At 70.3% G+C, this 11,991-nt stretch carries 10 protein-coding genes; 8 read left to right on the top strand and 2 right to left on the bottom strand.

The features are described 5' to 3' along the window. The first annotated feature begins 380 nt into the window (after positions 1 to 380). The 4 genes from WBN91_RS36865 (at position 381) to WBN91_RS36850 (ending at position 5,142) form a co-directional block, all read left to right on the top strand. Complete coding sequence (locus WBN91_RS36865) at positions 381 to 1,037, top strand: WecB/TagA/CpsF family glycosyltransferase (protein WP_337727896.1); 657 nt, start codon at positions 381 to 383, stop codon at positions 1,035 to 1,037. Then, positions 1,034 to 3,073, top strand: coding sequence for a glycosyltransferase (locus WBN91_RS36860; RefSeq protein ID WP_337727897.1), 2,040 nt, complete (start codon positions 1,034 to 1,036; stop codon positions 3,071 to 3,073). Before WBN91_RS36865 ends, WBN91_RS36860 begins: the two co-directional genes overlap by 4 nt. 74 nt (positions 3,074 to 3,147) lie before the next feature. After that, positions 3,148 to 4,662 (top strand): serine/threonine-protein kinase, encoded by a 1,515-nt coding sequence (locus WBN91_RS36855; protein ID WP_337727898.1) that lies wholly within the window; start codon positions 3,148 to 3,150, stop codon positions 4,660 to 4,662. Positions 4,663 to 4,671: 9 nt separating this feature from the next. Next, the gene (locus WBN91_RS36850; RefSeq protein WP_337727899.1) at positions 4,672 to 5,142 is read left to right on the top strand and encodes an SLATT domain-containing protein; all 471 of its coding nucleotides are present in this window, start codon (positions 4,672 to 4,674) and stop codon (positions 5,140 to 5,142) included. Here the strand turns inward: WBN91_RS36850 and WBN91_RS36845 are convergent. Then, positions 5,129 to 5,914, bottom strand: a complete 786-nt coding sequence (locus WBN91_RS36845; RefSeq protein WP_337727900.1) for an enoyl-CoA hydratase/isomerase family protein — start codon at positions 5,912 to 5,914, stop codon at positions 5,129 to 5,131. The genes WBN91_RS36850 and WBN91_RS36845 overlap by 14 nt on opposite strands. A 77-nt stretch (positions 5,915 to 5,991) precedes the next feature. Here WBN91_RS36845 and WBN91_RS36840 point away from each other — a divergent pair, with 77 nt between their 5' ends. Together WBN91_RS36840 and WBN91_RS36835 are read left to right on the top strand one after the other, a co-directional pair. After that, positions 5,992 to 6,468: a GNAT family N-acetyltransferase gene (locus tag WBN91_RS36840; RefSeq protein ID WP_337727901.1), complete on the top strand. Its 477-nt coding sequence runs from the start codon at positions 5,992 to 5,994 to the stop codon at positions 6,466 to 6,468. Positions 6,469 to 6,557: 89 nt separating this feature from the next. Continuing rightward, the gene (locus WBN91_RS36835; RefSeq protein WP_121220182.1) at positions 6,558 to 7,106 is read left to right on the top strand and encodes a LuxR C-terminal-related transcriptional regulator; all 549 of its coding nucleotides are present in this window, start codon (positions 6,558 to 6,560) and stop codon (positions 7,104 to 7,106) included. A 60-nt stretch (positions 7,107 to 7,166) separates the two neighbouring features. On the opposite strand, the gene WBN91_RS36830 is transcribed toward WBN91_RS36835, so the two are convergent. Further along, positions 7,167 to 9,956 (bottom strand): ATP-binding protein, encoded by a 2,790-nt coding sequence (locus WBN91_RS36830; protein WP_337727902.1) that lies wholly within the window; start codon positions 9,954 to 9,956, stop codon positions 7,167 to 7,169. Between the two features lie 248 nt (positions 9,957 to 10,204). Between WBN91_RS36830 and WBN91_RS36825 the strand changes: the two genes are divergently transcribed. Continuing rightward, positions 10,205 to 11,428 (top strand): ABC transporter substrate-binding protein, encoded by a 1,224-nt coding sequence (locus tag WBN91_RS36825; RefSeq protein WP_337727903.1) that lies wholly within the window; start codon positions 10,205 to 10,207, stop codon positions 11,426 to 11,428. A gap of 33 nt (positions 11,429 to 11,461) precedes the next feature. Beyond that, positions 11,462 to 11,905 (top strand): SRPBCC family protein, encoded by a 444-nt coding sequence (locus tag WBN91_RS36820; protein WP_337727904.1) that lies wholly within the window; start codon positions 11,462 to 11,464, stop codon positions 11,903 to 11,905. The last annotated feature ends 86 nt before the right edge of the window (positions 11,906 to 11,991 follow it).

Below are 11,991 nucleotides of genomic sequence, written 5' to 3'. Positions count from 1 at the left end.
CTCGTTCCTCGCAAAAACTTTCGGCTGCAACCCCCGGAAAATGTGGTAGCCCTTCGGGCAGGCCATACGGGGATGACGCAAAAAGCCCAGGTTGGGGTGTGCACGCGCTTCGCGCGTGCCGGGGAAGAGCCAAGAGCACGCGCTTCGCGCGGAGTGGAGGGCTTCGGGTGTGCGGTTCGGGCGGGGGTGTCTGGGGTGTGGCGGGTGTGGTGTTGGTCTTGGGGGGTAACAGGGGGGTGGGTCTGCCCGATGTCGCGGGTATGTCGCCGTTGCCTCGGGCCCGCGTGCGGGTTGGTGCTGTGGACGTGTGGGCTGTCAGTGAGCCTGACGTTGCTGCTCATGTCGTCCGGTCTTGGGGGCGGGGTGAGGGTGGGGCTGTGGTGACGGCCAACGTGGACATCGTGCGGGCTGCTACGCGGGATCGGGCGTTGGGGGAGCTGGTCGCCGAGTCCGAGGTCGTGGTGGCGGACGGGATGCCTGTCGTGTGGGCTGGGCGGTTGGCCGGGGTGGCTGTGCCCGAGCGGGTTACCGGGGCCTCGTTGGTGTTCACCTTGTCCGAGGCTGCCGCTCGGGAAGGGCGGTCGGTGTACCTGTTGGGTGGCGCGCCCGGGGTGCCGGAGAAGGCGGCCGAGGTGTTGTGTGGGCGGTTTGCCGGGTTGCGGGTTGTGGGGACTGATTCTCCGCCGTTCGGGTTTGATTCCGATTCCTCGTTGTTGGCTTCGGCTGTGGCTAAGGTGGTGGAAGCCAAGCCTGACCTGGTGTTGGTGGGGTTGGGGTTTCCCAAGCAGGAGCGGGTGATTCGGGCGTTGCGGGCCGAGTTGCCTGGGGCCTGGTACTTGGGGTGTGGGGCGGGGATTCCGATGGCTGCCGGGGAGTTCAAGAGGGCTTCCGGAGTGGTGCAGAAGATGGGGGCCGAGTGGTTGCACCGGCTTGCCCTTGAACCCCGTCGACTGGCCAAGCGGTACCTGCGGGACGACCTGCCCTTCGCGTTCCGCCTCCTGGCGGGTGCGGTGAAGACCCGTCTGAAGGGGAAGTGACCGTGCCGCTTGCCGTGGTCGTCGTGACCTACCACAGTGCGGACGTGGTGGAGGAGTGCCTGAAGTCCGTTGCGGTGGCGTTGGAGTCCATTCCGGACAGTCGTGTTGTGGTGGTGGACAACGCGTCCGGGGACGACACGGTGGAGGTTGTGCGGCGGGTGGCGCCCTGGGCTCAGGTGGTGGAACGGGCCTCGAATGACGGGTTTGCGGCTGGGGTTAATGCTGGGTTTGCGGCTGCGCCTGACTGTGATGTGTTGGTGTTGAACCCGGATGTTCGGCTTGAGCCGGATACCGTGGTGTTGTTGCGGGCCGCGTTGGCGTTGCCGGGTACCGGGATTGCCGCGCCTCGGTTGTTCTCCGCCGATGGTGGGCAGCAGTTGTCGCTTCGGCGGGCCCCCAACTTCCTCCGGGCGTTGGGCGAAGCCGTGTTGGGTGGGGAGCGGGCCGGGCGGGTCGAAGCCTTGGGGGAGGTGGTGACGGATCGGCGGCGGTACGAGACGGCGGGGCGGGCTGATTGGGTCACCGGGGCCGCCTGGTTGATCTCGCGGGAGTGTCGGGAAGCCACCGGGGTGCTGGAGGAGCGGTACTTCCTGTACTCCGAAGAGACCGAGTACATGTTGAGGGCCGGTGATCGTGGGTTTGCGGTTCGGTACGAGCCGCGGGCCGGGGCTGTGCACCTGGGGGGTGAGCAGTCGACCTCTGCCTGGTTGTGGTCGATGGCCACGACCAACCGGGTGCGGATGGTGCGGGAGCGGCGGGGGCGGCTGGCTGCGTTCGCCATGTGGTGGGCGGTGTTGCTGAACGAGGTGCTGCGGGTGCCTCGGGGTGCCAAGCACCGGCGGGCGGTGGGGGATCTGGTGCGGTGGCGGCGGTGGCCCGTCGCTGCTGGGGGTGCCGGGTGGATCTGCTTTTCCGCTCAGGACTGGTGGTACCACAACCGGGCGCACTCGGACTTCCAGCTCATGCGGTCGGTGGCGGGGAGTCGTCGGGTGCTGGTGGTGAACAGCATCGGGATGCGGATGCCGACTCGGGGCAACAGCACCCATGTGGCGCGGCGGATCCTGCGGAAGCTCAAGAGCGTGGCGAAGTTCGTGCGCAAGCCGTTGCCGAACTTCTACGTGATGTCCCCGTTGCCGCTGCCGTTCTACGGCTCGCCGTTCCTGCGCCGGGTCAACGCGGTGCTGGTGCGTGCGCAGGTGCGGCTGGTGGCGGCGGTGCTGAGGTTGCAGGTGCCGGTGATCATGGTGACGATCCCTACGGCGTGGGACGTGGTGGCCCCGATGCGTCGGCGGAGCCTGGTGTTCAACCGGTCCGATCGGCACTCGGACTTCCCGGAGGCCGACCGGGAGGCTATCCAGGGCCTTGAGCGGCAGCTGCTGACGCACGCGGACCATGTCGTCTACGTCAGCCATGTGTTGATGGAGGACGAGCGGGAGCTGACCGGGAACCGCGCGCACTTCCTGGACCACGGGGTGGACGTCGACCACTTCACCGCGCGCCCGGAGTACGAGTGGCCCGACGACATCCGGTCGATCGACGGCCCGCGCATCGGGTTCTTCGGCGCGCTGGACGACTTCCTGGTGGACTTCGACCTGCTGGAACGCCTGGCGGCCGAGCTGCCGGACGTCTCGCTGGTGCTGATCGGCGACGCCACGCACCCGATGGAGCGCTACGACAAGTACCCCAACGTGCACTGGCTGGGCTTCCGCCCCTACGACACCATCCCGGCCTACGGCTCGGCGTTCGACGTGGCGATCATGCCGTGGCTGGACAACGACTGGATCCGCCACTCCAACCCGATCAAGCTCAAGGAGTACCTGGCCCTGGGCCTGCCGGTGGTCAGCACGGACTTCGCCGAGCTGGACGCCTACCGCGACCGCGTGCGCGGGGTGACCGGGCACGCGGAGTTCGTCGAGGCGGTCCGCCGCACCCTCGCCGAAGGCGGCCTCAAGCCCGCGAACGCCCTGCGCAGGTCGGTGCTGACGTACTCGTGGCACTCGCGGGCCGCCGAGTTGCTCGGCCTGGCCGAACGGTGACGGGGATAACGATGACGGCCTGAACCGGGCGGACCGGGCGTCGGGCCGGCCCGTACTTCTCTACTGTGGGTGGTGTGCAGCCACTGCCCCCGGACGCCCCGCAGCGGATCGGCGACTACACGCTGCTCGCCGCCCTGGGCCGCGGGGCGATGGGTTCCGTGTTCCTCGCCCGGTCCCGTGGTGGGCGGCCGGTCGCCGTCAAGGTCGCCAAGGCCGAGCTCGCCGACAACCCGCAGTTCCGGGAGCGGTTCCGGCGCGAGGTGGAGATGGCGCGCGCGGTCGGCGGGTTCTGGACGGCCACCGTCGTCGGGGCCGACCCGGACGCCGAACGGCCGTGGATGGCCACCGAGTACGTGGTGGGACCGACCCTCCAGCAGGCCGTCCACGACTTCGGGCCGCTGCCCGAGAAGGCCGTGCGCAGGCTCGCCGGCGGCCTGGCCGAGGCCCTGGTGGCCATCCACGGCGCGGGCCTGGTGCACCGCGACCTCAAGCCGTCCAACGTGCTGCTGGCCACCGACGGGCCGCGGGTCATCGACTTCGGCATCGCCCGCGCCCTGGAGAGCTCCGGCCTGACCGAGGCGGGCATCGTGTTCGGCACGCCCGGCTACCTCTCGCCCGAGCAGGTCGTCGGGTCGACGATCACCACGCAGAGCGACGTGTTCGCGCTGGGCTCGGTGCTGGTCTACGCGGCGACCGGCGCGGGACCCTTCGGCGAGGGCGCCACGTCGGCCCTGGTCTACCGGGTGGTGCACCAGGAGCCGGACCTGTCCCGGGTGCCGCCGGGGCTGGTGCCGTTGATCGTGCCGTGCCTGGTCCGCGACCCCGCGCACCGGCCGACCCCCGCCCGGCTGTTGGAACTGGTCGGGCCGCCGTCCAACGACCCGTCGTGGCTGCCCGCGCAGGTCCGGACGCTGGTGGAGGAGCGGCACACCCAGCTGCGCGACCTGCCCGCCAAGCCGCCCACCCGGGTCATGGCCGAGCCGGCCAAGCCGCCGACCCGGCTGATGGTGGAGGACCCGCCGCCGGCCCAGCCGCAGCGGGTCGTGCCGCCGATCAAGCCCTACACGCCACCGGCGAAGAAGAGCGGGTCGCAGTTCAAGACCTCCCGCGCGGTCGGGTTGGGCTGGATGACCGCGCACGGCCTCGCCGCCCTGCTGTCCCTGGCGATCACGAGCGACACCGCGAACACGCCCGCCGGGGTGCGGGCGGCGGCGCTGGTCGCGTTCGTGGTGTTCGCGTCGGTGGCGGTGCGACTGCTGGTCGGGGTGCTCCGGTCGCCGCTGACCGTCGACATCGGGCCGGACGGGATCGTGCTGTCCAACGGCGCCAAGAGCCGCCGCCTGCCCTGGTACGCGATCTCGCGCGTGCGGGTCGACGCGCACCACTCGCGGCCGTGGGTCATGGTGTGGCTGCACGGGGCCGCCAAGGCGCCGGAGTCGCTGGGGCGCGGCAGCTTCCACAGCCACAAGGGCGGCCTGCGGGTCTACCCGATCTCGCACGAGCGGTACCGCAAGCGGCGGGAGCGGGACGTGGCGGAGATCCGGTCCGCGCTGGCCTGGTACGGCTCGTCGGTCTACGACCCCCGTTAGGGTGCGCGGGTGGACAAAGATCACCCGGTGAAGGCGGGCCTCACGCCGTCGGAACTCGCGCTGGACCTGCTGGCGCGGGTGAACGAGGCCACCGAGTACGGCCGGTCGCGCAAGGACCGGTTCCGCCGGCGGTCGGCGGCCCTGAAGGTGTCGCTGCTGTCGTTGTCCGCGACGGCCACGATCATCCTGGGCTGGCAGGACCTGGACTTCTGGACCGGCCTGGCGTTCTCCCTGGTCGCCCTGACCACCGTGGTGAGCGCGCTGGAGCCGTTCTTCGCGTGGCGGTCGCTGTGGGTGCTGATGGAGGAGTCCCAGTACCGCTTCTACCGCCTGCGCGACGACTTGGCGCACTACATCGCCGCCACCAAGCCCGAGGACGTCGACCGCGCCCACGTGGAGGCGTTGTTCGCCCAGTACCAGGCCATCTGGTCGCAGGTCAGCGACCGGTGGCTGGAGTACCGGCGGATCAGCGACCGCTGAACGTGGCCTTGCCGGGGCCGTCGGCCAGGAACGACGCCACCCCGTTGCGCAGGTCCTCGGTCTCGAACAGGTCCGCCGCGATGGACGTGACGTGCTCGTTGGCCTCGGCCACGCCGCCGCGCTCGTAGTGGGCCAGCACCTGCTTGGTGGCCGCGTGCGCCATCGTCGGACCGGCCGCCAGGGCCGTGGCGAACGCCAGCGCCGCGTCGTCGAAGCCCTCGTCGGGCAGCACCCGGTTGACCACGTTCCACCGCTCCAGCGTGGCCGCGTCGTACCGGTCGCCGGTCATCACGAACTCCTTGGCCCGCCCCACGCCGGCGCGCGCGGCCAGCCGCTGCGTGCCGCCCATCGTCGGGGTGAGCCCGATGACCTGCTCCACCAGCCCGAACGACGCCCGCTCCGAGGCCAGCAGGATGTCGCAGGCCAGAGCGACCTCGAACGCCCACGTCAGGCACAGGCCGTGCGCGGCGAAGACGGTCGGGAACGGCAGGCCGGCCACCCGGTCGGGCAGGTCGAGCATCTGGTCGAACAGGGCCTTGGCGCGCCCCCGGGTCTCCTGCGCGGCGAACAGCCGCACGTCCACCCCGCCGCTGACCACCTTGCCCTCGAACCTGATCAGCAGGGCGCGGGCGGGCCGGTCCTCCAGGTCGCCGACGGCGGCGTCGAGCAGGTCCTGGAGTTCGGCGGAGTAGAGGTTCAGCGGGGGAGCGTCCACGGTGAGCACGGCCACACCCGCCGCGTCCCGCTCGACGCGGACCTGTTGCGCTGCCACGGGCGAGGACTTTACACGCGTCCGGAATGGCGAAAACCAGGTGTCCGAATGGCCCAACGCCTGCTGAGAATAGCCGCGTGACGACTTGGACCGTTCAGCCAGTTGCGCCCGACAGCCCCGCCGCGGTAGGCCTGATCCGGACGTACCTGGCCGACATCATCGGCCGCTACTACGGCCGCCCGGCCACCGACACCGAGGTGGACCGGGCGATCGCGGACGACCCGACCGACGACCTTTCGATGTTCTTCCTCGCGTTCCGGGACGGGCGCGCCCTGGGCTGTGCCGGCTTCCGCATGGTCGACCCGACAACTGCGGAGTTGAAGCGGCTCTTCATCCATTCGGACGCACGCGGACTCGGCGGCGGAAGAACACTCTTGGTAGCCGTGGAAGCTGCTGCTGTCTCGTTTGGCGCATCCTCCATTCGCCTCGACACCCGCGCTGACCTGGTCGAAGCCCGAAACCTGTACACCCAGCACGGTTACGCTGAGGTGCCGGCGTTCAATGACGACCGCTATGCGGAGCACTGGTTCGTGAAGCCGCTATCGGAGCCATAGGCTTCGGGAATCCCCCGTGTGAGGTGTCTCACTTGACACTGAATTAGGGGGACAGTTGAGTGTGTCACGAAAGTCGGCCGCGGAATGAAATGGGGATCAGTCCAGTGGCTTTCGCCGTCGAGTTGACATTTCGTGATGCGCGCCAGGTGCGGAGATCCATTCATCTCGCACATCGCGAATACTGGCGACCGCTCGCAGAGCAGGGCGTCCTGGTGGGCACGGGACCGTGGGCCGACGGCTCCGGTGTCCTGTTGATCTGCCAGGTGCCCGACGAGTCCGCCGCGCGCGACCTGGTGCGCGGTGACCCGTACGTGCGTTCGCAGTCCATCGCGGAGGTGCGCATCCGCCAGTGGCACGTGCTGATGGGAGTGCCGGAGGGCGAGCGCGTCCCCGGCATGGTTCGGCCACGCGACGGGCAGAGCGCCGATGCCCGGACGCGCGAGCAGCTCACACCGCACGAGCACCGGATCGCGCTGATGATGTTGGAGGGCATGACCAACCGGCAGATAGCCGAGCACTTCTCGGTGTCCACCCGGGCGGTCGAACTGCACATCACGCGCATCTACCGCAAGCTCGACATCGGCCGCCGGGCCCAGCTGGCCGCGGCGATGCCGTGGGGGCAGCGCTCGTACTTGTGAGCTGACCGGCCGACCACGACCGGACGGAGGGCTTGCCGCGTGCTCGCGGCAAGCCCTCCTTCACGTCACCAGCTCGGCCCGCGAGGCCACGCCGAGCTTGCGCAGGACCCGGGCCACGTGCTGTTCGACGGTCCGGGGTGACAGGAACAGCACTTCGGCGATCTCCCGGTTGGTGTGCCCCTGGGACAGCAGCCGGGCCACGTCCCGTTCACGCGGCGACAGGGCGTTGCCGTAGCCCCGCCGACCCCGCCGCGACGGGGTCGCCACCCCCGCTCCGCGCACCAGGTGCCGGCACCGCGCCGCGTCCCGGCTCGCGCCCAACGCGTCGAACCGGTCCGCCACCTCGCCCAGCGCGGCGACCGCGGAACCGCACAAGGCGATCCGCTCGGACAACACCGCCGAGTAGTACGCCAGCCCGAGTTCGTCGGCGGCCCGGCGCGCGTCCTGCAATAGGAACACGGCGTCCTCGTCCCGCGCCGTCGCCAGCAGCGCCCGGCACACCTTCACCGCCACCCCGGCCAGCGGCGCGTCCCGGTCGGCGATCCCCGCGGACAGCTCCTCCACCAGCTTCACGGCGTCCTCGACCCGCCCGGCCGTGCACCAGGCGTCCACGGCGGCGGGCGCGAGTTCGCCGGCCCACGCCCAGACCCCCTTGCGCCGCAACAACTCGACACCCCGGTCCGCCTCGGCGCACGCCCGCGCCACGTCACCGCGTTCCAGCCACAACCGGGTCAGCGCGGCGAACCCGCCCAACGCCACCGGCGTGATCGAGTTCTCCACCGACCGCACCCCGGACTCCGCCAGGTGCCGCTCGGCGTCGTCCCAGTCGCCCCGCGCCACCGCGAGGCACCCCAGCACCAGTGAGATCTCGCTGGCCACCGGCAGCAGCTCCCGGTACTCCTCCAGCAGCCGCCCGGCCCGCGACACCAGCGACCCCCAGTTGCCGGAGTACCAGTCCAGGTGGATCTGGGTGGACTGGCCGGTGCTCGCGGTGAACGGCACCCCCGCGCCCACCGTGAGCCGCAGCCCCTTGTCCAGGAAGTCCCGCGCCAGGTCGAAGTGGCCCACCAGCATGCAGGCGTCGGCCAGGTTGCAGTTCGCCCGCGCCAGGTGCCGCCGCGTCTCCACGTCGTCCGCCCCGGCCGGCAACCGGTCCAGCTCGGCCAGGACGCCCCGGTCGCCGATCGACAGCCGCGAGCCCAACTCGTTGGCCAGCAACGAGTACCGCACCCCCGGGTCGTCGCACCGCTCGATGAACGAGTCCACCACCCGCATCCACCGCAGGTGCTCGGCCAACGGCGTGGCGCCCACGAACGGCTGCCCCAGCACGGCCCGCCCGCGCATGGCCAGGTCGGGCCGGTGGTCGGCCAACTCCTCGACGGCCAGCTCGATCTGCACCCGCGCCTGCACGACGCTCTCGAACTGCCGGACCAGCAGGAACCCGAGGTTGAGCCGCACCTCGCCACGCGCCTCGCGGGACAGCCGCCGGTCGTTGAGCAGCCGCTCCAAGGTGGTGCGCGGGTCGTGCTGGTCGATCCCGCCCCGAGCCACCTGCCCGAGCTTCACCGCCAGTCGGTCCACGTCGGCCGGCGTCAGCGAGGCCTCGTCCAGCAACCGCTGGTAGAGGTGGGTCGCGGTGGACGGGTCGCCCACCTCCAGCGCCCGGTCCGCCGCCGCTTCCCCGTTGCGCACCCAGTCCGCCGACCGCCCGGCCCGCCGGCTGTGCTCCGCCAACTGCATGACCGGCCGGGGATGCACGCCCTCCAAGGCCTCCAACGCCCGGACGTGCAACCGCTGCCGTTCCGGCCCGGTGAGCGTGTCGTAGACGGCCTGCTGCGCCAACGCGTGCCGAAACCCGTACCGCATCTCGTCGTTCTCGAACAACACCCCGCTGTGCAGGGCGTGGTTCAACGCACCCCGCGCCCGCTCGGCCTCGACGGCGCCCACCCGTGCCAACAGCTCTTCGGACGCCGGCACCCCCAGCACGGCGGCGGCCTGCGCGATCCGCCGCCCGGCGAGGGGGAGGCGGTCCAGCCGCTCGGCCATCGCGTCCCGCAGCAGCGCCGGCACGGAGACGTCGTCCAGCAACCGCCAGTCCGCCCCCGGCAGGACCCGCAACACCTCTTCGACCACAAACGGGATCCCCGCCGTCCGCTCGTGCAGCCTCGCCGCGAACTCGGCCGACACGTCCCCGCCGAGGATCTCCACGGCGAGGTCCCGCACCCCGTCCCGATCCAACGGCCCCAACTCGACCACCGCGCCGGTCACCCCGGCCGGCGGCCGGTACGCGGCACCCAACGCCATCCCGCCCGGCGCGTCCTCCCGCCGGTAGGTGACCAGGACGGAGAGGTTCGAGGGCGGATCGGCCATGAGGAACCGCAACAGGTGCCGACACCCGTCATCCGCCCAATGCAGGTCCTCCACCACCAACAACACAGGTCCAGCTGCCGCCAACACCTCCCGCACGGCCCGGAACAGGTGATGACGCTCGTGCCGCGGGTCGTCCGGCCGCGCAGGCGGCTCCGGTAACAACCCGGCGATCTCCGGCACCAGAACCCGCAAAACCCCGGTCACCGGACTCAACGCCCCTCGAACCCGCACCGTCCGCAACGCGTCCAACACGGCCCCGTACGGGAAGGGCTCACGCAACGGCTGGCAAAACCCCGCCAACACCTGCACCGCCCCGACTTCGGGCCGCCGCACCAACTCCCGCACCACCCGACTCTTCCCGACCCCGGCCTCACCCACCACCATCGCCACCGACGGCCGCGCCACCACGGCCCGAACCAACGCAGCCAACTCACCACCCCTCCCGACCAGGGCAGGGGAACTGGTGCGCGGAGGTGTCATGTGCGACTCCAGGGAGATCGGCCGACCCCTGTATTAGAACCCGGATCGTTCACAGACAGCACCCCCCACGTTCACACCCCCCACCGCCCCCTGCCCTTTCGGAATGCATTCCGAAAGGGGCGGCTCGCGCGCGTTACGGATCGCCGGACCACAAGTTCACCGGCGTGGGTCATGTCACAGAATGAGGTGATCCGGGCAGCCGCACCGAATACTCCTACTGGTCGGTAGCGGATATGTGGGAGTCATCAGTGCGTAACGTCGTGATCATCCTGGTCGCCGCCCTGGCCCTCGGCGGCTGCGCGGCCACCGATGACAACGCCCAGGTCAAGGCAGGTCCCGGGGTCACGGCGGACACGATCTCGCTCGGCGTGCTGACCGACATGACCGGCCCGTTCTCGCAGTCGGCGCTGATCCGGATCAAGGGCTACGAGCTGTACTTGAGCGAGCTGAACGAACGCGGCGGCATCTGCGGTCGCAAGGTGGAATTGAAGCAGAAGGACCACGGCTACAACGTCGACCGAGCCCTGGAAGGCTATTTCGAGCTGGAGCCCCAGGTGCTCGGCTTCATCGACGTTGCAGGCGCCCAGATGACCGCCGCGATCGCCCCCGACCTCATGCAGACGCGGGCCATCGTCGCCCCCGCGTCCTGGTCGGCGTCGCTGCTCGGCAACCCGCACATGATGATCGTCGGCACCACCTACGACCTGGACGTCATCAACGGCCTCGACCACCTCCGCCGCCAGAACGGCTTCAAGCCCGGCGACACCATCGGCCACATCCACGTGGACAGCGACTACGGCCGCAACAGCCTGGAGGGCAGCCAGTTCGCCGCCCAGCAGTGGGGCCTGAACCTGATCACGAAGACCGTCCCCGAGGCCACCACCGACGTCATCACGCCAGTCCAGGAGCTGAAGGCGGCAGGCGCGAAGGCAGTGTTCCTAAGCACCTCCCCACCCCAGACCGCATCCGCCGTAGGCACCGCCGACAAGCTGAACTGGGACGCCCCGTTCCTCGTCAACGCAGTCGGCTACGACCCGCTCATCCTCGACTCCCCGGTAGCCGACGCCGTGATCGAGCGCGTCCTGGTGGTCTCCCCAATCGCCCCCTACGCAGCCGACCTACCAGGCCCGAAGTCCGTAGCCGAGAAGTTCGAACGCAAGTTCCCCGGCCAGAAGCCAACCGGTTCGGTAGACCACGGCTACGCCATCGGCATCGCCTTCGCCGCAGTACTGGAAAAGGCCTGCGCGGCCCGCGACCTGAGCCGCGACGGCGTCCTGCGAGCGTTCCAGGACACCAACGCGGTGGACACCGACAGCCTGACCGGCCCCCTGAGGTTCTCCCTGGTCGGCCGCCCGTCAAGCACCCAGTCCTACATCGCCAAGCCGGACCGGCAAGCACCAGGCGGCCTCGCCGTGCTGGCCAACCTCTTCGAATCCGACCTGGTCAAGCTCAAGGGCACCCGAGCGAAGTAGTTTCCCCACCGCCGCGCGGGGAACCCGCAGGTCATGGTCGAGGTGAGCCTGCGAATCCCCGCCCCGGCGGCCCGTGTCTTCGCCGTGCTGTCGGACGGCTGGTCCTACGCAAGCTGGGTAGTGGGCGCAGCCCACATCCGCGAGGTAGACGCCGGCTGGCCCGCCCCAGGCACCCGCATCCACCACAGCGTAGGCACCTGGCCCGCCTTGGTCTCGGACGTGACATCAGTCCGCTCCTGCGACCCAGGCCGCACCCTGGAACTGGAAGCCGGCATGTGGCCCTTCGGCGCAGCCCACATCCGCTTCGAACTGTCCGAAGAGGACGGCGGCACCCTGGTCCGAATGCACGAGGAGGCCGTCAAGGGCCCCCTCTCAATCCTCCCATCAGCCGCCCAAGCCCTCTTCCTCTCCCCCCGCAACAAAGAAACCCTGCACCGCCTAGCCGACCTAGCCGCCCGCCGAGAAACCCCCCGCTAACCCCACACCCTCCGCGCGCAGCGCGTGCTCTTCGGCGAAGCCGGCGAGTGGGCAGTCCGCCGGGGAGGACACAACTCAACTTGGGC

This window comes from Saccharothrix sp. CCNWYY140, assembly GCF_037401995.1.
In the GTDB taxonomy this organism is placed as follows: Bacteria; Actinomycetota; Actinomycetes; order Mycobacteriales; family Pseudonocardiaceae; genus Actinosynnema.
The sequence above is the reverse complement of the archived record's forward strand: the minus strand, read 5'-3'. Positions and strand labels throughout refer to the sequence as shown.